We start from the raw sequence: 22,707 nt of genomic DNA, 5'->3' as shown, positions 1-22,707 counted from the left end.
CCTGGCCTCGGGTCGCATCGCCTATCACCTCGGCGCACACGGTCCTGCCTACACGGTGGACTCGGCGTGCTCGTCAGGCCTGCTCACCGTGCACATGGCTTGCCGCAGCCTGCACGAGCGGGAGAGCGACCTGGCGCTGGCCGGCGGCGCGTCCGTGATGCTCGAACCCCGCAGGATGTCCTCGGGGTCGGCTCAGGGCATGTTGTCGCCCACCGGGCGGTGCCACGCCTTCGACGTGAACGCCGACGGCTTCGTCGGCGGCGAGGCCGTCGCGATGATCCTGCTCAAGCGTCTCGACGACGCTCTGGCCGACGGTGACCGAGTTCTGGCCGTCATCCGCGGCACGGCGGCCAACCAGGACGGTCACACCGTGAACATCGCGGTGCCGTCACGCACCGCTCAGGTCAAGGCGTACCGGGCGGCGTTGGCGGCAGGCGATGTCGATCCCACCACGATCGGCATGGTGGAGGCCCACGGCACCGGAACCCCGGTCGGCGATCCGATCGAGTACGCCGGCCTGGCCGAGGTGTACGGCACGACGGGTCCGTGTGCCCTCGGCTCCGCCAAGACGAACTTCGGGCACGGCCAGTCGGCGTCGGGCGCGATCGGCCTGATGAAGGCCGTCCTGGCGCTGCACCACGGCGAGGTGCCGCAGAACCTGCACTTCACCGAGATGCCCGACGAGATGGCGAGCATCGAGACCAACCTGTTCGTGCCGACGGAGAACACGCCGTGGCCGACCAACGGCGACCACCCGCGGCGCGCTGCCGTGTCGTCGTACGGGCTGTCAGGCACCAATGTGCACGCCGTCCTCGAGCAGGCGCCGGCCGGTCAGTCGACCCGCACCGTCGAGCAGGCCGACATCTCGCCGGCCGCCACGTCCGGACCGACCCTGTTCCCGATCTCTGCGACCTCCGTCGAGGAGCTGCGTCGCAGTGCGGGCAGACTCGCCGACTGGGTCGAGAGTCGCGTCGAGGTCGAGGACCCCGCCACGGAACTGTCCGATCTGGCGTACACGCTGGCGCGCCGGCGTGCGCACCGCCCGGTGCGGACCGTGGTCCTCGCCAGTGATCGCCAAGAACTCGTCACCGCGCTGCGGGAGGTCGCCGACGGCGAGGGCCCCATCGAGGCGGCTGTCGACGCAGGTTCGCGCGGCCCCGTGTGGGTGTTCTCCGGCCAGGGCTCGCAGTGGGCCGGGATGGGCGCGGGTCTTCTCGCGACCGAACCGGTCTTCGCTCAGAAGATCGCCGAGATCGAACCGCTGATCAACGCCGAGTCCGGATTCTCGGTCACCGACGCGATGTCGTCACAGCAGGTGGTCACCGGTATCGACCGGGTGCAACCCACTGTGTTCGCCGTTCAGGTCGCGCTCGCCGCGGCCATGGCGTCCTACGGCGTGGCACCCGGAGCGGTTATCGGCCACTCGATGGGCGAGGCCGCGGCCGCAGTGGTCGCGGGTGCGCTGTCGCTCGCCGACGGCGTGAAGGTGATCTGCCGACGGTCGAAGCTGATGGCCACGGTCTCCGGCTCGGGAGCGATGGCATCGGTGGAGCTGCCCGCACAGCAGGTTCTGTCCGAGCTGGCTGCCCGCGGTGTCTCCGATGTCGTGCTGTCGGTCGTCGCGTCGCCGCAGTCTGCGGTGGTCGGCGGGGCCAAGGAGTCGATCCGGGCGCTCGTCGCCGAGTGGGATGCGCGCGGTGTGATGGCACGCGAGGTTGCCGTTGACGTCGCGTCGCACTCGCCGCAGGTCGACCCGATCCTCGATGAGCTGACCGAGGCACTCGAGGACATCGAGCCCATGGAGCCCACGGTTCCGTACTACTCGGCGACCCTGTACGACCCCCGGGAGCCGGCTGACTTCGACGCCTACTACTGGGTGGACAACCTTCGCCACGCGGTCCGCTTCGCCGCCGCCGTGCAGGCCGCGCTTGAAGACGGGTTCCACGTGTTCGGCGAGCTGTCACCGCACCCGCTGCTCACCCATGCGGTCGACCAGAACGGCCGCAGCCTCGACGTGCGGATGGCGGCTCTGGCGAGCATCCGGCGCGAGCAGGACCTGCCGCATGGGCTGCGCGAGTTCGTCGCCGACATTCACGATGCCGGCGCGGCGATCGACTACTCGGCGCTCTGGCCCGACGGTCAGCTTCTCGACGCCCCGCTGCCGACGTGGACGCACACACATTTGATGCTGACCCGCGACGAGCAGAGCCACAATTCGGCGTCAGTCGCCGTGCATCCCCTGCTGGGTGCACACGTCCGCCTGCCCGAGACTCCCGAGCGTCACGTCTGGCAGTCCGATGTCGGCACCGTGGCGCAGCCGTGGCTCGACGATCACCGCGTGCACGACGTGGCAGCGCTGCCGGGTGCGGCGTACTGCGAGATGGCGCTTGCCGCCGCCCGGGAGGTCCTCGGCGACACGGCAGTCGTCCGCGACGTCACGTTCGACCAGATGCTCCTCCTGGAGGAGCAGACGGAGCTTTCCGCCGTGGCGTCGGTGACGCCCGCCGGTGTCGTCGACTTCGTGGTGAAGACGCACGTGGACGGCGAGGAGGTGCGTCGCGCCTCTGCGGTGCTGGATTCGGCGAACGACGACGACGAGAAGCCCGCCTACGACGTGGCCGGCCTGATGGCCGAGCACCCAGAACCCCTCGACGGGCCGGAGTTGCGGAACTTCTACGCCGCACGCGGTATCGGATACGGACCGGCGTTCGGCGGGCTGACGGCGGCACACAGCGGTGCTGGACGTTCGGTCCTGGCCGAGGTGGCGCTGCCCGGTTCGATCCGGTCCCAGCAGGGCGCGTTCAACGCACATCCCGCGCTCCTGGATGCCTGCTTCCAGGCCGTCGGTGCGCACCCGGACCTGTACTCGGACACCAGCGGGGCACTGATGCTGCCGCTCGGCGTCCGGGAACTGCGCGCCTACGCGACCACACGCAACGCTCACTTCTGCTACGTGCGACTGACCAGCGTGCAGCCCACGGCGGTCGAGGCCGATATCGACGTCCTCGACGACCAGGGTGCGGTCCTGCTGTCCGTGGTGGGCCTGCGACTCGGCACCGGTGTGTCCGAGGAGGGCCAACGCGATCGGCGACTCAACGACAGGCTGCTGACAATCGACTGGCGCCGGCAGGACTCGCCAGTGGCAGACGGTGCCCATGCCGGCAACTGGCTGCTGATCGGCACCGGCGACGCGGCCGACATGCTCGGTGCGAACCTGGCCGACGTGCTCAAGGCCCACGAGGCCGACGTGACCACGATGACGTGGCCGCTACACGCCGATCACGCCGCCAGCGCAGAACAGCTCCGAGAACTGCTGGAGGCGCGCCATCACGCCGGCGTCGTCATCGTGCAGGACCCGGGCAGTGCGGGCGGGGATCCCGTCGGGCAGGGCGCCGACCACGTGCGGCACCTCGTGCGCATCGCCAGCGTGCTACCCGATGTGCCCGGTCAGCCGCCACGGCTGTACGTCCTCACCAGGGGCGCTCAGACAGTGCTCTCGGGTGAGGTGCCCAACCTCGCTCAGGGCGGTCTGCGCGGCCTCGTCCGGGTCATCGGCATGGAGCAGCCCTCGATGCGGCCCACCCAGATCGACGTGGACGACGCCACGGATGTCGAGTTGGTGGGCACCGAACTGCTGTCGGGCTCTGACGAGGACGAGACGGCGTGGCGGGAGGGCCAGTACTACACGGCTCGCCTCAACGTCACCCCGCTGCAAGCCGAGGAGCGCCACACCACGGTGGTGTACCCGGAGCGCGACGGTATGCGTCTGGCCATCCGCAACCCTGGTGATCTGCAGTCGGCAGAGCTGGTGTCCTACGAGCGGATCCCACCGGGCCCGGGTCAGATCGAGGTGGCGGTCTCGGCCTCCAACCTCAATTTCGCGGACGTGCTGGTCGCCTACGGGCGATACCCGAGCTTCGAGGGTCGTATGCCGCAGCTCGGCGCGGACTTCGCCGGTGTGGTCACCGCGGTCGGCGCCGGCGTCACGGATCACCAGATCGGTGACCGCGTTGCGGGAATCTCGGCGACCGGTGCGTGGTGCACCTTCGTCACCTGTGATGCGAACCTCGCCGTCCGCATCCCCGGCGACCTGGCGGATGCCACCGCCGCGGCCGTGCCCAGTGCGCACGCCACCGCGTGGTACTCGCTGCACAACCTGGCCCGGATCGGCACCGGCGACAAGGTGCTGATCCACTCCGCCACCGGCGGCGTCGGTCAGGCCGCAATCGCGATCGCCAAGGCGGCCGGAGCTGAGATCTATGCCACCGCTGGAAGCCCGGAGCGTCGGAAGCTGCTGCAGGACTGGGGCATCAAGCACGTCTACGACTCGCGGACGGTCGAGTTCGCCGAGCAGATCCGGCGCGACACCGACGGTTACGGCGTCGACGTCGTGCTCAACTCACTGCCCGGCGCGGCGCAGCAGGCAGGTCTGGAACTGCTGACCTTCGGCGGACGCTTCGTCGAGATCGGCAAGCGAGACATCTACGGCGACACCAAGATGGGACTCTTTCCGTTCCGTCGGAACCTGTCCTTCTACGCCGTGGACCTCGCGCTGCTGACCCTGGTGGCGCCGGACACCCTGCGAGGCCTCCTCGAGGTCATCTACCAGCAGATCGCCGACGGCGTGCTGCCGCCGCCGCAGACCACGCACTACCCGCTGGCCAACGGCGCCAACGCGATCCGGTCGATGGGCGCTGCCGAGCACACCGGCAAGTTGGTGCTCGAGGTTCCGCGCGCCGGACAGTACTCGGCGGTCGTGCCCGCCGAGCGGGCACCGGCATTCCGCGCCGATGGCGCCTACGTCGTCACCGGTGGACTCGGTGGACTCGGGTTGTTCCTGGCCGAGAAGATGGCCGCGGCGGGATGCGGACGCATCGTGCTGAACGGTCGCTCCCGGCCGAGCCCCGAGACGCAGCGAGTCATTGACCGAATCCGGCGGACCGGTACCGAGGTCGAGGTCGAACTCGGCGACGTCTCGTCATCGGGCACTGCAGCGCGACTCGTCGCGACGGCAACCGCCACCGGCAAGGCTCTGCGAGGTGTGCTGCACGCCGCCGCCGTCATCGACGACGCGACGCTGGGCAATATCACCGACGACCTGCTGGAACGGGACTGGGCGCCGAAGGCGTTGGGCGCCTGGCACCTGCACGAGGCGACCGCTGGAGCATCGCTGGACTGGTTCTGCGCGTTCTCCTCGGCTGCGGCGATGGTCGGCTCGCCGGGACAGGGCGCGTACGCGGCGGCCAACAGCTGGCTGGACGCGTTCGCCCGGTGGCGTCGTGCGCAGGGCCTGCCTGCACAGTCCGTCGCGTGGGGCGCGTGGGCGAAGATCGGTGCGGGCCAGGCCATGGCGGACAACGACGGTATGGCCATCGACCCCGACGACGGCGCGTACGCATTCGACACGTTGATGCGGCACACCCGGGTCTACAGCGGTTACGCCCCAGTGGCCGGAGCCGCGTGGCTCACGGCGTTCGCCCAGACCAGTCCATTTGCCGAGGCGTTCGCCTCGATGGGTCAGGACAGGTCCGGGGCCAGCGAGTTCCTCGAGGAGCTCCGTCTGATGCCCCGCGAGGATTGGCCGGCACGGGTGCGCCGACTGATCACCGAGGAGATGAGCTTGATCCTGCGGCGATCGGTCGACGCTGACAAACCGCTGTCGGAGTACGGCCTCGACTCACTCGGAACGCTGGAGTTGCGCACCCGCCTGGAGTCCGAGACCGGTGTTCGCATCGGCTCGACCGATGTGACCACGGTGCGTGCCCTGGCCGAACGCCTCAGCGAGACGATCGCCGAGAACCTGAACCTCGACGCCGTTCCGGCGGCGTCCTCATGACCGACCGATCAGCGCCGATGACGTCGCTCACTGAAGCGCAGCGAGCGGGAGAGAGATAGATGGTTGCGATCAAGGCGATCCACGACTGGATTGGAACCTCTGGTGACGTGGTGTCATGGCATCCGTCGCCTTCCAGTGCAGCCAAGGTGGCGAAGGCTCCCGTCAGCAATGTGCCGGTCAGCTACCAGCAGGCTCAGCACCTTCGGGGATACCGGAGCCACCTTGCGGGTGGGACGGACATGGCCCGGCTCAACATTCCGGCGTGGGATCTGCCGGGGCAGTGCGACATTCGCGCGATGACCCACGTCATCAATGCGTATGTCCGTCGCCACGACACCTACCACAGCTGGTTCGAGTTGACCGACGCCGATGACGTCGTGCGGCACACCGTGACCAACCCGAAGGACATCGCCTTCGTTGCCACCAAGCACGGTGAGATGTCGGCGACGCAGTGGCGAGAGCACGTCCTGGACACGAAGGATCCGCTGCAGTGGGATTGCTTCTCGTTCGGGATCATTCAGCGCTCAGACCACTTCACGTTCTACATCAGCGTCGACCACGTGCACACCGATGCCATGTTCATGGGCATTGTGCTGCTCGAGATCCACATGATGTACGCGGCATTGGCAGGTGGCGCCGCGCCGATCCCGTTGCCCGCTGCGGGTAGTTACGAGGACTACTGCGTGCGCCAGTACGAGCAGTTGTCCGCATTGACCCTGGACTCTCCCGAGGTGCGCGAGTGGATTGCGTTCGCGGAACGCAATGACGGCACGCTGCCGCATTTCCCGCTGCCACTGGGCGATCCGCCGTGGTCGGTCTCGGGGGATCTGATCACCGTGCGGCTGATGGACAAGCACCAGTCGGAGCGGTTCGAGGCGGCGTGCACCGCTGCTGGGGCGCGATTCCTCGGAGGCGTCTTCGCCGCCGCGGCGATGGCTCAGCAGGAACTGACCGGGAGCACCGACTACCACGTCATCACGCCGACCACGGGCCGGCAGACGCCGGCGGAGTTCCAGACGACTGGCTGGTTCACCGGTGTGGTGCCGGTCAGCGTGGACGTTGACCCGTCGTCGTTCGGTGCGACCGCACGGCGGGCTCAGGAGTCCTTCGACAACCGGCTGCATGTCGCGTCCGTCCCGTTCGACCGCGTCCTCGAGGTGGCAGACGGCGCCATGGGCCTGCGGAAGCCGGACCCGGGTGTGCCGATGGTGTCCTTTCTCGACGCCGGTCTACCGCCGCTGTCGGCGAGCATCATCGCCGAGTGGGAACGGATGAACGGCAAGGTCTACAGCGATGCGCGATCGGCCTACCAAATCGGGCTGTGGGTCAATCGCGGTGAGCGGGAGACCTCGATCACCGTGGCGTTCCCGAACAATCCGATCGCGCGTGAGTCGATCGAGCGCTACCTCGCCGCGATGACTGCGGTGTACCTGCGGGTCGCCGACGGCGTCACCGCGGGGAACTCGCGCGGTCATGTCGGGCACGGAGAGACTGTGCGCCACAACGGTGTCCGTGATCGCGACCGGGAGTCGCTGTTGCCGCTGGCCAAGGGCTGATCCATGGTGTCGATCCAGACGCCGCCCGCGACCGACCGCCCACTCGACTTCGTCGACCAGGCGCTGTTCCTCGGGCTGCGGGCGACGGGCCAGGCCGCGGCCATGCAGATGGTGTGGATCTACGACCACCCCGTCGACATGGACGGATTGCGGCGCTTCCACGACAACTTCGGGTACGGGTTGGCCGGCAGGCTGATCGAACCATCGGTGCTGCCCTTCGGTCGGCACAGGTGGGTCTCCGCACCGGGTCCTGCGGCACCGCTGCTGGTCGAGTCGGAGCCCCGCCCCCGCGCCGAGATCAGCGACTGGCTCGATGAACACGTGCAGCTCCCCATCGACCCCGAGTTCGGCCCCGGCTGGCATATGGGCGTGCTGCCGCTGACCGACGGGTCGACCGTGATCAGTCTCGTCGGCTCACACTGCCTGGGTGACGGGGGAGCCGCCCTGCTCACCGTGTTCGAAGCCGTCGGTGGACATCGCCGGGATCTCGGTTATCGAGCGCCCCGGTCGCGCACGCGGCGCCAGGCATTGCTGGCCGACGCTCGTCAGACCATGAGCGACCTGCCCGAACTGGGCCGCACGCTCGTCGCGGCCGTGAAGTTCCTGGGTCGCAAGCGTCGGGAGAGGCCCGCCGCGGCCAAACGTGGACCGATTCGGCTGGAGGGTGTCGACCTGGACGCCACGGTGGTGGCACCCGCCGTGTCGGCTTTCGTCGACATCGAGGAGTGGGATGCGCGGGCGGCCGCCCTTGGGGGGAACAGTCATTCGCTGCTCGCCGGGCTTGCTGGCCGGCTCGCGGTTTGCCAGGGCCGTGAACTCGCCGCCGACGGAACGGCGGGCCTTATCGTGCCGATCAACGACCGCACGCTGGAGGACGACCGCGCCAATGCCGTCACCCTGGCCTACGTCAGGGTCGATCCGACGGACGTGACAAAGGACCTGTCGGGCACCCGGACGGCGATCCGCGACGCGCTGAAGGTGATGAGGGAGCAGCCCGACGAGACGTTCGAGCTGCTACCGCTGACGCCATTCATTCCGAAGGTTGCGGTACGGCAGACCGCGGACCTGGCGTTCGGATTCACCGCACAGCCGGTGTCGTGCTCGAATGTCGGAGATCTCCCAATTGAGGTCGCATGCCCTGACGGGACTCAGGCCGCGCACGTCATGTTGCGGGGTGTGGATCGTCAAATCACGCGCAGGGTGCTCGAGGAGCGCAACGGTCTGCTGACCGTCGTGGGGGGTCGCGTCGGCGGCCAGGTCACCATCACCGTCGTCGGCTATCAACCCGGTGGCGAGAACACAAAGGTTGGCCTGCGCGAGCGTCTCGCTGCGACATTGGCGGAGTTCGAGCTGACCGGCGCGATTGTATGAGGGCTGAGCAGTCCAGGGGCAGCTCTGCTCCTCAGGTCCGCGGTGACGTCCTCGCTTACATCGACCAGGCGACGTACTTGACATGGCACGCCACGGGGCGTTCGCAGGTGATGCAGTTTGTCTGGGTCTACGAGCGTCCGGTCGACATGGAGGCTTTGCGGCGTTTTCACGGCAATATCGGCCATGCGTTTGCCGGACGGTTGATCGAACGGTCGGTGCTGCCGTTCGGACGACACCGATGGGTCGCCGCCACCGGTCCCGCGGCGCCGCTGGACGTCGCTGGTGTCCGACCGCCGAGCGAACTCAGCGATTGGATCGAAGAACGCTCACAGGTCCGCGTCGACCCGGTGCAGGGACCAGGCTGGCATCTCGGGGTGCTGCCGATGAGCGATGGTACGAACGCCGTCACCCTGGTGTTCTCGCACTGCCTGCTCGACGGCGGCGCATCTCTGCGTGTTGTGGCCGAGGCCGTCACCGGCAACACCAGCGACTTCGGGTACCGGCTGCCGCAATCACGAAAGAAGTTGGCAGCACTGGCTTCTGACACACGTCAGGTGATTCGAGACCTGCCGGAGTTCGGTCGCACGGTGGTCCACGCCGTGAAGTATGCCTATCGCCGTCGCGGAGAGATCTCGTCGTCGGGTGCGTCCCGGCCGCCTGCGACCCAGGCGGTGGACGGCCAGGTGATCCTTCCGGCGGTGTCGGCGATTATCGACGTGGCGGACTGGGACGCTCGCGCCAAGAGCCTTGGCGGAAACACCTATTCACTGCTAGCCGGGATCTCGTCACTGCTGGGAACGCGGCTGGGGCGGGTCAGTCCCGACGACGGCTCGGTGACCCTGCTGATCGCGATCAGCGATCGTGACGGGCTCGAGGATCGGCGTGGGAACGCGATGAAGATCGCGACGGCGATCGTCGACCCGGCATCGGTGACGACCGATCTGACGGCGACGCGGTCGGCGGTCAGGACGGCTCTCGGCGAGGTCCGCGACGGGCCCGACGACACGCACGCCCTGCTGCCGGTGACACCGTACGTCCCGAGGCGCGCGGTCGGGCGCACAGCCGATCTGGTCTTCGGTGACCTGCCGGTTTCCTGTTCCAACGTCGGCGTGGTGGCTGCGGAGATCGCGCGCCCCGACGGGACTGATGCGGACTATGTTCTGTTCCGCCCCCCGGATCAGAACGTGTGGCGCAATGCACTCGAGCGGGTCGGGGGACAACTGGTGGTAGTGGCCGGAGAGGTCGTGGGGACGGTGTCGATCGGTGTCGTTGGCTACGAGGTCGGCGCTGCGAACACTCGCGAGTGGTTGGCCGATCAGCTGTTGGCAACGCTGGACGACTTCGACCTCAAGGCAACCATCATCTAGTCGACCCAGTCGAGCTAGGCGGTCGAGGCCACCCGGCCTCGGCGGGCCGCCGCCTCGAGCAGGTCGGCTGCCGCCGCGGCGCTCTGCTCAGGTGGAGTCATCCGTGCTGCGGCCTCGCGTGCGCGCTTCTGGTACTCCGGGGTCAGTGCGGTCCGCAGCGCCTTCGTCAGTGAGCGTTTGGATGTGCGCGAGAAGCGCTGGGCCACACCGACCTTGAGACGGTTGATCCGCGAGGCCCAGACCGGCTGGTCGGCTCCGACCCACAGCACCACCGTCGGAACACCGGATCGCACACTGGCGGCGACCGTGCCGGCACCGCCGTGGTGGACCACCGCTCGGCAGGCCGGAAAGACTGTGGAGTGGTTGACCGGGCCGACCAGTTTGACGCGGTCGTTTGCTGGCAGCTCATCGACGTCCCACACCCCGGTGCTGATCAGGGCCCGCTCGCCGAGGTCGGCGCACACCGAGGTGATCATCGCGATGGCGTCTGTGGGGGAGTCGACCGGCATGCTGCCGAAGCCGAAATAGATGGGTGGCGTGCCAGCTGCGATCCAGGCCGCCAACTCGTCGTCCGCCGCGGTGGGCAATTGCAGGGATAGCGACCCGACGAGCGGGCGGGTGCCGTGCCACTCCTCGGTCAGGCCGGGATAGAACACTTTGTCGTAGGCCTGGATCTCGAGCGCCCCGCCCTCGACGATGCGCCGGATCGCGCGAACCTTGGCCTGCGGCAGGCCGAGCACGCGTCGCTGGTCATCCTCCGCCTTGCGCATAACCTTCCAGTGCGCCCACTCGACCAGTGACCAACCGGTGTGCAGCACCGGTGTGGGCAGTGCAACGGGCAACATCTCGCTGTTTACACGGCAGGGGAAGTAGTGCAGCGCCGCAAGCGGAATGTGTTGCGCCTCTGCGACGTTGGCCGCGACCTCCTGATAGGTCGTTCCCGTCAGGATCAGGTCGGCGTCGGTGGCCAGGCTCGTCAGAGTCTCACTCATCTCGGCCCAGCCCTGGGTGACGTACTCGCGGCTACGGCGCACCACTGTCATCGGATTCTGGAGCTTCCACCAGTCCCGAAAGATGTCTGCGTCCAACTGTTTCTGGGAGTCAACGCCGTACTCCACGGCTGGTCCGAGACCAGCCGACGCGACGAAGTCGAGCAGATTGGGTGGCACCGCCATGCGCACCCGGTGTCCTCGGCGCAACAGTTCCCGCGCGACTGCTGCGCAGGGCTCGACATCGCCCCTGGTGCCGTGGACGGCGACCGCGAACGTCAGCGGCGAATCTCCCGTGGAGGGTGCGTCGATCGCGGTCGAATTAGCCGATTGGTATGAAATGTCATTGTTTTCAGACGAACTCTCGGCTTTTGGCGCAGGCACACACGATTACAGCACGTGACGCACTTTACGCGTTGCTCAGGCTGCACCCGACCGGCAAACACAGAGGCCCGGAAGGTTGCTGGCCGGTGTAACCTCACATGGTGTTCAGCCGCGCCGACGTCCGTGGCGTCTCGGTGCATGGCATTTTCGAAGCGCTGGGACGCTTCGTTGTTCGGCGTCCAATCGCGATCCTCGCGTTCTGGGTGGCGTTGGCGGGCGTGCTGTTCCTCTTGATCAGCCCGCTGGCAGTGGTGGCGCAGAAGAACCCGCCCCCGCTCCTGCCCGAGGACTCACCGATGCTCGCGTCGACGGCGCTGATGAAGTCGGCGTTCAAAGAGGCTGACGGTGGCAACGTCGCCGTCGTCGTGTTGTCGAACGAGAACGGTCTGAACTCATCCGACGAGGATGTGTACCGACGTCTGGTGGAGAAGCTGGGCGAAGACACCACCAATGTGAAGTCCACTCAGAACTTCGTGACCATCCCCGAACTTCGCAAGGCGATGACCAGCGAGGACGGCAAGGCCTGGACGCTTCCGATCAGCCTGGCCGGAAGCATGGGCACTGGGACGGGCCAGAGGGCATACCGCAGCGCGATCAAGGTGGTCGAAGAGGCCACGGCAGGCGCAACGCTGGACGTCAACGTGGTGGGTGGGGCCGCGACGTTCGAGGATCTCAACAAGATCGGTGCCCGTGACCAGCTGATCATCGAGGTCTCCACGGTCGTCACCATCCTGACGATCCTGATCATCGTCTACCGCAACCTCGTGGCGATGTTGATGCCGTTGATCACCATCGGTATCTCGATGGCCGTCGCGCAGCAGGTCGTCGCCGGTATGGGCGAACTCGGGCTACCACTGGGTCCGCAGACCATGATTCTGATGACCGGCATGATGATGGGTGCCGGGGTCGACTACGCGGTGTTCCTGTTTAGTCGATATCAGGAGTGTCTGCGCAACGGCATGAGCTCCGACGACGCCGTGGTCACCTCGATCGCGACGATCGGCGAGGTGATCACGGGGTCCGCAGCGACCGTCGCGGTGACGTTCATGGGGCTGTCCTTCGCCTCGCTCGGCGTGTTCCTCACCGTGGGCCCCTCGTTGGCCGCGACCATCGCCATCGCGGTGCTGGGTGCGCTGACCATCCTGCCCTCGCTGATGGTGCTCGCCGGGCGACGTGGATGGGTCAAGGTCCGCAAGGACCTCACCGGGCGATTCTGGCGGAGATCCGCGGTGCACATCGTGCGCCGACCGAAGATCCATCTCGCCGGGAGCCTGGCAGTGCTGCTGGCGTTGGCGGGGTGTGCTGCGTTTGTGAAGTACAACTACGACGACCGCCAGAACCTGCCGGCAGATGCCGAGAGCAACCAGGGCTACGACGCGCTCACCAAGCATTTCCCAGTCAGTTCCACGATGCAGCAGTTCATCATGGTGCACGCGCCTGACGTAGACCTACGGTCTCCGAAATCGCTGGCCGATCTGGAGCAGATGGCGCAGCGCATCAGCCAGGTGCCCGGAATCGACCTCGTGCGTGGCATCACCAGGCCGACCGGCGAGATGCTGCAGGAGGCGAAGTCGACCTACCAGGCCGGCGAGGTGGGAACGAAGCTGGGCGACGCGTCTGGCCTGATCGAGAGCAACAACAGCAATCTCGACGCGTTGACCAACGGCGCACATCAGATGGCCGACGTGCACAACCAGATCCGGACGCAGGTGATTGGCTCGATGGGGTCGATCCGCGAAGTGGTCAGCGGATTGATCGCGATCAAGGACGCCATGGGCGACGACGTCACCTTCGACCAACTCGAACAGGAAGCCGGCATCGTCGCCAACATGCACACCGTCGGTGACTCGCTCGGCGGCAGCCTCGAGCAAGTGACAGAGGCCTATCGCTCATCGAAGTCGATGCTCGTGGTGCTGAACAACAGCGTGGCGTGCAACATCGATCCCGCGTGCGTGGCGTCACGCGCAGAGCTGCAGCGCAGGGTCGAGGGCTACAACGAGGCGGACATCGCCTACCTGGAGGCGCTCAGCCGCGGCCTCAAGGAGACCAAGGGCACCGACCGCGTCGACAACGTGATCCGCAAGGTCGGGTTGAACGTCGAGCGGGCGCTCGCTGGACTGCAGGCGCTGGGCATCGAGAACGAGGCCGATCTCGACCGCAAACTCGGGGAACTGCGCTCGAACGTGGACAAGCTCGCCGATTCGAGCAAGCAACTCGCCGACGGCGTGCAGTTGCTCGTGGATCAAACCCGGAACATCGGTGGCGGCCTCGATCAGGCGTCCAGCTTCCTGTTGGCGATGAAGCGCGACGCCTCCGACCCGGCCATGTCCGGCTTCTACATTCCGCCGCAGATCCTCGACCAGAAGGAGTTCAAGAAGGCCGCCCAGCTGTTCGTCTCCGAGGACGGCCACACAGTCAGGTATCTGGTCCAGACGGCGCTGAACCCGTTCGGCGTGGAGGCGATGGACCAGGTCGATGACATCATCGAGGCCGCGGAGAGCGCGCGGCCGAATACCAGCCTGGCAAATGCGCAGATCAGCATGGTCGGGTTCTCGGCGTTCAACAACGACATCCGCAACCACTACAACGCAGACCTGATCTACATCATCGTCATGACGCTTGTCGTGGTGTTCCTGATTCTCGCGCTAATCCTGCGCGCCGTCGTCGCCCCGATCTATCTGATGCTCTCTGTGGTGCTGTCCTTTGTCTCTGCAATGGGTCTTGGAGTTCTGTTCTTCCAGGTCCTACTGGGTCAGGATATTTACTGGAGTGTGGCGGGAATGGCTTTTCTCGTCCTGGTCGCCGTAGGGGCCGATTACAATCTTTTGCTGATTTCGCGAATTCGTGACGAGGCGAAACTTGGTGTGCCCTCGGCGGTGATCAAGACGGTGGGCGCCACAGGTGGCGTGATCACATCGGCGGGTCTGATCTTCGCGGCCTCGATGCTGGCGTTGACGGTCAGCAGCCTGGCCACAGTGGTTCAGATGGGCTTCGTCATCGGTGTGGGCCTGCTGCTGGACACCTTCATCGTGCGCACCATCACGGTGCCCGCGATGGCTGTGCTCGCCGGTGACAAGAACTGGTGGCCGTCGAAGACGCCGAGACAGCTGCTCGAGGCCGTCCGGCGCAGTGCGGCCGAACAGAAGGCTGCTGAGGCGGCCGAGGCGGAGTGGTTCGATGACCACGGCGACGAGGACACCGGCCCCATCCTGCGACGTCGTGACTCTGACGACACCGACGACTTCGACGAAGACCCCGACGACGACAACGGGTACGCGAGGGCGGTGCGTACGGCCAGCACGGTGACGCTGGTATGGGGCGATAAAGACGACTAGCGATCGCCGGACCGATCCGGCGGCTTGGCCGGCCCGGGTGTGTCGGCGGATCAGTACGCCAGTCTCCACGAGCCTGGCTTCGCCGTAACTGCTTCCGTGGGTGAGAAACCATGAGCGATCACGTGGCTGCCGAGCACATTCTCCACGGTACTGAGTCAATTCAATTGCGGTGCCCGTGGAGCACGTCTTCCAGGCATTATTTGCTAGAAGGCAATGGCGCATAGCGTCCTAGAATTCGAGGAACTGTCCTCCTGAACTGGACTGCAACTCGTTGGCCTTTTCGCTATGGTTTCCCGGTGTCCGCAGACGATATTCGGCCACCACCACGGTCGTTCCCGCATTCGCTACGTGTCGGTTCGACCCGGTCTGCTAACTCGGAGAGCGGTCGCTGGTGTCTCATCAACCGATATGCGGTATGGAGGCCGGGCACGTGACACTAAACACCGGCGTGTATCCGACATCGGTTTTCGGGCGGTGCAGGGCTTCGGCCGAATTCGCGATGCTGTGGCCGCGGCTTGTGCTAACGAATCACCGGTCGAAGGCGCCAATCGTCGGCGTCGGCGACGCCAACGTGTCATTGACAACTTATGGCAAGCGGATCGCCACAGTGTGGAAAACCATCGAGACGATCGGAAACGGTACGGTTCGGCCGCGTCGCCTGATCCTGTGGCTCGACGACACCGACACGGTGGCGAATCCGCCTGCAACGCTGAGACGCTTACAGTCGCGAGGGTTGGAGATCCGGCTCTGCCACGACTACGGACCTCACAAGAAGTACTTTCCGTACGTCCAGGAGATTCTCCAACGTGAACCCGACAGCACGCTGGTAACGGTCGACGACGACGCCTACTACCCGCCGACATGGCTTGAGGAATTGCTTGCGGCGCACCGACCGAATGAGGTCACCGCGTTTCGTGCCCGAATCCGGGGCGAAGGACCGTACGGCACGTGGCCGGTCTGCTCCACCACTGAGCCATCCCCGCGAGTATTCGCTACTGGCGTCTCTGGGGTTGCCTATCCACCACAACTGCTCCGTACGCTCAAAGACCGCGGCGAAGAGTTCACGAGAGTGTGCCCGCGGGCCGATGACTTCTGGTTGCACTATGCAGCTGTGGCGACAGACGTGCCAATACGGCAGGTTCGTGATACTCCCGCTCTTTGGTGGGAAATGCCGGTCGCAGCCAGTCGCGGACTCTGGGATCGGAAGGGGACAGCCAACGATGCCGTCGCAGACAAGGCCCGGAATGCCTGGCTTGGTAAGAGTGCGCAGGTTCAGTTCCCCAGTCCGCCAGTCAACGCTGAGGAGAGGTCGTCGCAGTCAGTGTCGCCCTGATCTGCCGCGGTTGCCGCTCAATACGGCGAACATTTGATTGTGCGTAGTTCGACACACTCATTTCCACTTCACTATGACTAACTGGCATTTTCGATCACAGCTGAGTGCGTGAAAGTGTTCAAAGGCGTTGTGGTACCTGGTGGTTGAAGCGGTACACGAGTTCTGTTGAAAACCAAAGCTTCTCACTCCGCAGTATCGGAGCGTGAGGTAATGTTCGAGCCAAAGCCCACTTCGCCCAAATATTGTGGTGGAGCAATCTGCGGCCTATTACTTCTAATGAGAAACGAGGATGGCGAGTGGCCGAGCGTGAATTGGCTGGTCGGCGGTCTGGATTGAGGAATCTCCTTCTTAGACTGAAGACTTCGCTGGGCAGTGGGCCTAAGTTTGACAATTCGGCCGACTACTGGGAGAACCGGTACAGGTCGGGTGGGAATTCTGGTGCAGGCTCTTACAACCGGCTGGCCGCCTTCAAGGCGGAAGTGCTGAACGATTTTGTAGCGTCCAACAGCATCAGCAACGTCATCGAGTTCGGGGTAGGTGACGGTGCCCAACTGCGGCTCGCGAATTATCCAAGCTACATCGGTGTGGACGTGTCTGAGACCGTTGTCAAAGCAACCCGAGCTAGATTCTCCGCCGATCGATCCGTAGAGATTCTGCATACCTCGGAGGTGCCGGCTGACTATCGGGCCGACCTGGCTTTGTCGCTGGATGTGATCTACCACCTGGTGGAAGATGAAACTTTTGATGGCTACATGCGGCAGTTGTTTGCCGCCGCTAGGAACCATGTCATTGTCTATGCGAGCGATTTCGATTCCGATTGGCCAAACCCGCACGTCCGGCACCGGAAGTTCACGCGTTGGGTGGAATCCAACCAGGCGGATTTCACCCTGACGAAGACGATCGAGAACCGCTATCCGTATTCGGGGAAGGATCCGGATAACACCAGTTTTGCCAACTTCTACATCTTTTCGAAGGTGGGGACCTAGCTCAGCAGGTCAGGAACCCTTCCGATAGGCCGGATCGATTGCGTGGCTATCGTGCCGTGGCTGTATCCGTTGGATAGGGTTCGCCGGTGGGAGGGGATCACGTCAGCCGTGCGTCGACCCGGCGACATCGATGCGTTGCGATGCGGTGTGATGTACTTAGCGACGACGAATCAGCGCCTCCAGCAAACTCGCCACCGGTGGCGTGGGGTCGCCACACAGCAGACACCAGGGAAGGGGAGAGGGCATTGGCGGGCAGACTTGATTCGGCCGTGAGTGACACCGTCGCCATGATCAAGGGTGAGGCCAGCGCCGATCCCGTCGCGATCGCCCGGCACCCCACGGGTAGAGCCTGGAGTTGCGCCAAATGAGAATGAGCGTGATTGGAACGGGCTACCTGGGCGCCGTTCACGCCGCCTGCATGGCACACATCGGGCACGATGTCGTCGCGTACGACACCGATGCGTCGAAGATCGCCACGCTTTCTGCCGGCACCTCGCCGTTTTACGAACCGGGGTTCGACGATCTGCTCGCCGACGTGCTCGGCACCGGTCGGCTCCGGTTCACCCAGTCCGTGCAAGAAGCGGTGTCCGGTGCATCGGTGCACTTCGTCTGTGTCGGAACTCCGCAGTTGGCCGGCTCTGATGCGGCCGATATCCAATACGTCGACAGCGCTTTTCGGTCGGTGGCCGCCAACGCGGATCGTGATGGACTGATCGTCGGGAAGTCGACAGTTCCTGTGGGTACCGCTCAGCGTCTCGTCACCGAGGTGGCAAGTGCGTCGTCACCGCATCGCCTTGAAGTCGCGTGGAATCCAGAGTTCCTCCGGGAGGGAAAGGCGATCGAGGACACTCTGCAGCCCGATCGCCTGGTGTTCGGTGTCACCTCCGAATATGCGGAGAAGACCCTGCAGGAGGTGTACGACACCATCATCGATGCTGGGACCCCGTACCTGACAGCAGACCTTCCGACCTCGGAGTTGGTGAAGGTGGCTGCCAATGCCTTTCTGGCAACCAAGATCTCGTTCATCAATGCGATGGCGGAGGTCTGCGAGATCGTCGACGCCGACGTGGCGATGCTCAGCCGGGCGCTGGGCTACGACGACCGCATCGGCAAGCGATTCCTGAACGCGGGCCTGGGCTTCGGCGGGGGATGCCTGCCAAAGGACATCCGCGCGTTCAGCGCAAGGGCGGGCGAGTTGGGCGCCTCCGATGCGCTCAGATTCCTGCACGAGGTCGACAAGATCAACCTCCGCCGGCGCGAGAAGGCTGTCGCGGTGGCGCGGGCAGTCATCGGTGGGGACTTCCTCGGTAAGAGCATCGCCGTCCTGGGCGCCGCCTTCAAACCGAACAGCGATGACGTCCGTGATTCGCCGGCATTGAATGTGGCTGCCGCAATGCATTTGAAGGGTGCCGACGTGCGCGTCCACGACCCGAAGGCAGTCGAGAACGCGAAGGCACGGTTCCCGACGCTCGGCTACTTTGACAGCGCCGCGGACGCATGCCGCAACGCGGATCTGATTGTGTTGGCCACCGAATGGGACGAGTACTGCAGCATCGACCCCGTGGCCTTCAAGTCGGTCGTCAGGGAGCCACGACTGCTCGACACACGGAACGCGATCGACCGTGAGTACTGGTCCGGCGCCGGGTGGCAGGTGTACACCCTCGGCAGGGGCGGACTCAACGTCTGATCCGCAGGGAGTCCGGGCAATTTGGCTACAGAGGAGGTTGATTCATGGCGGGGCAGACGATTGAGGTAATCATTCCGGTCCGGGACATGGCCGACCACTTACCGAAGCTGCTCCAGCCGTTGCTCGACCAGCTTGCCGATGGTGATCGGGTCACTGTCGTCAACGACGCCTCCACCGATGAGACCGAAGCCGTGGCCCGTTCTTTGGGCGCCAATGTCGTCACCGTGACCAACAGTCGAGGTCCGTACTACGCACGGCAACTCGCCGCCAGCAGATCCGCTGCCGACACCCTGTTGTTCACTGACGGCCGTTGCCGCCCCCTGCCGGGTCTGCTCGATGCACATCGCGAACTCCAGCGACAACCGGGAGTCGCGTTGTCCTGCACCAATGTCCGCACGGTGTCCGGGCCGACCCTTGCCGCGCGCATGGCGTCCAAGATGCAGCCATTCATGCTGCCCCGCGGGGGAGGGGCGATGAAGGCCACGATCGGGATGGTGCCGCCCAAACCGGACTATTACCCCACCGCCAATCTCGGTATCGACAGGACCGCGTTCGCGAAGGTGGGCGGATTCCGGGCGATGCGCGGCGGGGGCGATCTCGATATCTGCTGGCGAATCCAGGAGCAGACGGGCGGCACGATCGCCACCGATACGCGGGTGCTGATGGAGTGGGAGCCCCGAGCCTCGATGCGCGACATGGGCAGCCAGTGGAAGCGGTACGGACACAGCAACGCGTACCTGCGGTGGGCGCACCGGAACGAGAGCGAGAATGACGCCGGGCACTCGGCGCCACGACACTCACCGGTCGAGGCCTGGGCAACGCTGCGTGCCGAATTGCGGCGGCCTGCCACCGAACTGGCTGCCAACGCGCTGGTCGGGCTGGCGTTCCAATACGGTTTCATTTCGGCGTGGTTGAAGCGCTCGGAGTTCACGATGCCGGCCAACTTCGAGGTAGCTCCGGGTCTTGACTCCGTGTAAACGGACAAGGGTGTTGTGGGCTACCCGGCACCTCGACACGGCAACCGGAACACTTCGCGCCTGCCCCGGCCGCTGAAGTCACCTGACGTCGCCACATTTCACCGTCGCCGGTGTTAGGGTCCAAACCGGGTCACGTGTCCGAGCAGACGTTTTGCATGAACAGATACTTGATGGGGGCACTAGCGTTTCAGGGTAGAAGGGGCGGAACGCCGGTAACGCGACTCATCGTGTCCGGTGAGAATATCGGGAGCCCGTGCTTCAACGGTGCGGTGTTTCGGCAGTCGAGATTTGAAGCCGTCGGGGCTTGCTAGAAATCGCCCCAATGGCCTAGATAGCAACAGTATCTCGGCTCACTTCGCCGCCGCTACCACCCTCGGGGCGATCTGCGCGTCGGGGGGGCTTATGGAGAAGCCAAGGGGGGGGTGATGGCGCCTATTTCGAAGCGTGCGGTGCGCATAGTATTCGGTGTCACACTGTTGTGGATTACATTACTACAATACGTCCTTCTCGGCATTGCGCGTGAGGAGCCCTATCCGGCTCTTATCCTTCCAGGATTTCCTGCTCGCTGCCCGGGTTGCTTACTGGAAACTGGGGTACCTGCGACAAGATATCCAGAACTGAGAGTTCGATTCGCGGACGGGCGCACTCAACAAGTTTCAATAGCGAGTGTCTTGCCTCCAGGCCCGTCGGTGCGTCTCATGGCCTTCTCGGCCGCATTCAAAGACGAGAGCCTCAAGTTCAATCCGGATGTTGTTGCCTGGCTCCAATCACGAATAGCCAGCCAATTCCCGGATGAATCCGTTGCCGGTCTTGAGATCATTTGGAAATCTGCAACGTACAAGGCAGCAAATGATGCTGCGATAGAGTATGTGCCGTTGAATACAATCGATGTTGATTTCGGAAACTCGAAATGAAATTAACCGAAAAATTCGATATCTGGGTCGAACGCGGACCGTTCACTTCCGCGGACTTGGGAATATATCGCATCATTTATTCGATGGCCGCGCTGTTTACGGTGCCGGACATAAGTTGGCTGGCACAATATCCGGATTTTATGTTCAACACGCCGCCCGGGCCGCTCTGGTTGCTCTCGGGATTTCCGTCGCCCACTGTGCTGATTGCGTTGGAAGTGCTCCGTTCGATCACCTTGATCATGCTCGGTTTGGGTGTCTGGACAAGATATGTCTCCATTGCCGTCTGGGTGATGCTTTCCATCACCTACGGCTTAACATTCACCCTGGGTAAGATCGACCATACGATTTTACTGGTAGTGGTGCCCCTGGTGTTTGCTTTTTCCGGTTGGGGGAACCGCTTCTCAGTCGATTCAATGCGATTCAAGGGCGAACCTCCGCCACAGCAGCAATGGCCATTTCGTCTGTTGGCTCTGCTAGTCGGATGGGCATTTTTCGCTGCGGCGATGACAAAGCTCTTGACTGGTTGGCTATCGTTCTCGAGCCAAGCAGCACGCGGGTACTTCGTCCTCGGCTTCTTGACCGAAGACAAAACGTATTTGTTGGCGCAGTGGGTAGCTGCACATGATCTGCGCGCGGCATGGGAACTCCTCGACTGGATGACCGTTATTTTTGAATTCTCCATACTGATTGCGTTGCCGTGGTGGCGCGCTTTTCGTATGACGCTGGCTGTAGCGGCAATTTTCCACTTGGGCGTGTTACTCGCCATGAACATTGATTTCAGCAGTGCCGTCGTAGCCTATGCCGCGTTCGTATCATGGGGAGCGATCGCGCGGCGGGTGGGCGCCTTTGGAGTCAGTAAATCCATCGCAAATTTCGTAGAGATGCGCCGTGCGCTGCTGAAAGGGTCTGGCATCTATCTATTTTTGTGCCTGTTGGCATTGATCGTCGGCAGTGGATCTTGGTTTCTCATGGTCAACCCAGCAGGAAGAATCGCCACGGGATCCGTTGTCGGTAACTTGATCATTCTGCTTGGTGCAGTGGTCGGGCTGACATACCTGGTGCTGGAACTGCGATCTGCTGTTAACAAGATCGGCGCGGATCTCCCGTCACATCGGTGGTGGCTCGCCTCTCGATCGCAAGTCACCGAAGACGCACGGCGCGGCGGGTATCGGCACCCTCTTCGCACAGCAACTTTGACACCGGGAATCGGCAGCACATCGGATCAGCCAGAAAGTCCTGTGGACCCGTGACTGATCACGGACCACCTTCTGAACCACCGATGGCATGTAGTGGAACAGATTGGCACTACCCGGTCTGAGGGCTAGCCGTCGACCTTGCCGCCTTCGACCGCAGCCCGGTACCCGCGCACGGTGACCGGCACGAACATGGCTCCGATCACAACAGCCCACAACACCGTCAGCAGGATTGGCAGCCATACCTCGCCGCCGGAGGACAGCGCCCGCATGGCCGCCGCCGCCGGCGCGAGCGGCTGGTACTCGGCGAGGGGGCGCAGCAGCGCCGGAACCTTTTCGGGCGGGATGAGCGTCGCAAAGGCCAGACCGGTGACGGCTGTGTTGGTCCACATCAGGATGATCCGGCCCTGCGGGCGCAGCGCAAGGGTAATCACGATGGTCGCGAAAACGACGACGACGACGACCGGGATCAGCAGATAGACCAGCAGCTCGATCCAGCCGCCCGCGAACTGGAAACCCATTGCGTAGCCCATCGCCACGACGAGCGCCGAGGCAGCGAAGGTGCGTACCGCCTCGGCAAGCAGTGCGCCAGCCAACGGAGACGTCCGGTGAACCGGCATGATCCACAGTCGAGTGAGTAGACCGCTGTCCCTGTCGTACGGCACTGAGAGGCCGGCCCCGATGGCGCCCGCCATGGCGCCCGCCAGCAGGCACACCGGGATCAACTGATCCAATCCGCTGTTCCCGGTGACGCGGACCATCGACTTGCCGACCAGCAG

The 22,707-nt window shown here is 64.5% G+C and carries 13 protein-coding genes; 11 read left to right on the top strand and 2 right to left on the bottom strand.

Annotated features, from left to right (window positions below):
- From pks2 to ACZY0X_RS30910, 4 genes are all read left to right on the top strand, one after another.
- Window positions 1–5,836: sulfolipid-1 biosynthesis phthioceranic/hydroxyphthioceranic acid synthase (pks2, locus tag ACZY0X_RS30925; RefSeq protein ID WP_463775850.1), on the top strand; the 5,836-nt coding region annotated here is incomplete at its 5' end.
- 59 nt (window positions 5,837–5,895) lie between these two features.
- Window positions 5,896–7,392, top strand: coding sequence for a condensation domain-containing protein (locus ACZY0X_RS30920; RefSeq protein WP_463775849.1), 1,497 nt, complete (start codon window positions 5,896–5,898; stop codon window positions 7,390–7,392).
- Window positions 7,393–7,395: 3 nt separating this feature from the next.
- Window positions 7,396–8,763, top strand: coding sequence for a hypothetical protein (locus ACZY0X_RS30915; RefSeq protein ID WP_463775847.1), 1,368 nt, complete (start codon window positions 7,396–7,398; stop codon window positions 8,761–8,763).
- A 110-nt stretch (window positions 8,764–8,873) separates the two neighbouring features.
- Window positions 8,874–10,130, top strand: a complete 1,257-nt coding sequence (locus ACZY0X_RS30910) for a hypothetical protein (RefSeq protein WP_463775846.1) — start codon at window positions 8,874–8,876, stop codon at window positions 10,128–10,130.
- A 14-nt stretch (window positions 10,131–10,144) separates the two neighbouring features.
- Here ACZY0X_RS30910 and ACZY0X_RS30905 read toward each other — a convergent pair whose 3' ends face one another.
- Window positions 10,145–11,401, bottom strand: coding sequence for a glycosyltransferase (locus tag ACZY0X_RS30905; protein ID WP_463775851.1), 1,257 nt, complete (start codon window positions 11,399–11,401; stop codon window positions 10,145–10,147).
- Window positions 11,402–11,604: 203 nt separating this feature from the next.
- Here ACZY0X_RS30905 and ACZY0X_RS30900 point away from each other — a divergent pair, with 203 nt between their 5' ends.
- The 7 genes from ACZY0X_RS30900 (at window position 11,605) to ACZY0X_RS30870 (ending at window position 21,985) form a co-directional block, all read left to right on the top strand.
- Window positions 11,605–14,838 carry an MMPL/RND family transporter gene (locus ACZY0X_RS30900; protein WP_463775844.1) on the top strand — a complete coding sequence of 1,078 codons (3,234 nt, stop codon included), beginning with the start codon at window positions 11,605–11,607 and terminating at the stop codon, window positions 14,836–14,838.
- A 430-nt stretch (window positions 14,839–15,268) separates the two neighbouring features.
- Complete coding sequence (locus ACZY0X_RS30895) at window positions 15,269–16,171, top strand: hypothetical protein (RefSeq protein WP_463775843.1); 903 nt, start codon at window positions 15,269–15,271, stop codon at window positions 16,169–16,171.
- 296 nt (window positions 16,172–16,467) lie between these two features.
- Window positions 16,468–17,157 carry a methyltransferase domain-containing protein gene (locus tag ACZY0X_RS30890; RefSeq protein ID WP_463775842.1) on the top strand — a complete coding sequence of 230 codons (690 nt, stop codon included), beginning with the start codon at window positions 16,468–16,470 and terminating at the stop codon, window positions 17,155–17,157.
- Between the two features lie 364 nt (window positions 17,158–17,521).
- Window positions 17,522–18,844, top strand: a complete 1,323-nt coding sequence (locus ACZY0X_RS30885; RefSeq protein WP_463775840.1) for a UDP-glucose dehydrogenase family protein — start codon at window positions 17,522–17,524, stop codon at window positions 18,842–18,844.
- Window positions 18,845–18,888: 44 nt separating this feature from the next.
- On the top strand, window positions 18,889–19,821 hold the full coding sequence (locus tag ACZY0X_RS30880) for a glycosyltransferase family 2 protein (RefSeq protein WP_463775839.1): 933 nt from the start codon (window positions 18,889–18,891) through the stop codon (window positions 19,819–19,821).
- 698 nt (window positions 19,822–20,519) lie between these two features.
- The gene (locus ACZY0X_RS30875; protein WP_463775837.1) at window positions 20,520–20,735 is read left to right on the top strand and encodes a hypothetical protein; all 216 of its coding nucleotides are present in this window, start codon (window positions 20,520–20,522) and stop codon (window positions 20,733–20,735) included.
- Complete coding sequence (locus ACZY0X_RS30870) at window positions 20,732–21,985, top strand: HTTM domain-containing protein (protein ID WP_463775835.1); 1,254 nt, start codon at window positions 20,732–20,734, stop codon at window positions 21,983–21,985. Before ACZY0X_RS30875 ends, ACZY0X_RS30870 begins: the two co-directional genes overlap by 4 nt.
- Window positions 21,986–22,056: 71 nt before the next feature.
- Here ACZY0X_RS30870 and ACZY0X_RS30865 read toward each other — a convergent pair.
- The coding region (locus tag ACZY0X_RS30865) for an ABC transporter permease (protein ID WP_463775834.1) at window positions 22,057–22,707 on the bottom strand (651 nt) is incomplete at its 5' end.

The sequence above is a fragment of the Mycobacterium sp. IDUB_39 genome, assembly GCF_055419205.1.
This window is presented reverse-complemented; position numbering and strand designations above follow the sequence as displayed.

Excerpts from the sequence above, each read along its gene's own strand:
- ACZY0X_RS30920 (WP_463775849.1), top strand. The coding sequence starts at position 5,896 with ATGGTTGCGATCAAGGCGATCCACGACTGGATTGGAACCTCTGGTGAC.
- ACZY0X_RS30915 (WP_463775847.1), top strand. The coding sequence starts at position 7,396 with ATGGTGTCGATCCAGACGCCGCCCGCGACCGACCGCCCACTCGACTTC.
- ACZY0X_RS30910 (WP_463775846.1), top strand. The coding sequence starts at position 8,874 with ATGCAGTTTGTCTGGGTCTACGAGCGTCCGGTCGACATGGAGGCTTTG.
- ACZY0X_RS30885 (WP_463775840.1), top strand. The coding sequence starts at position 17,522 with ATGAGAATGAGCGTGATTGGAACGGGCTACCTGGGCGCCGTTCACGCC.
- ACZY0X_RS30880 (WP_463775839.1), top strand. The coding sequence starts at position 18,889 with ATGGCGGGGCAGACGATTGAGGTAATCATTCCGGTCCGGGACATGGCC.
- ACZY0X_RS30875 (WP_463775837.1), top strand. The coding sequence starts at position 20,520 with ATGGCCTTCTCGGCCGCATTCAAAGACGAGAGCCTCAAGTTCAATCCG.
- ACZY0X_RS30870 (WP_463775835.1), top strand. The coding sequence starts at position 20,732 with ATGAAATTAACCGAAAAATTCGATATCTGGGTCGAACGCGGACCGTTC.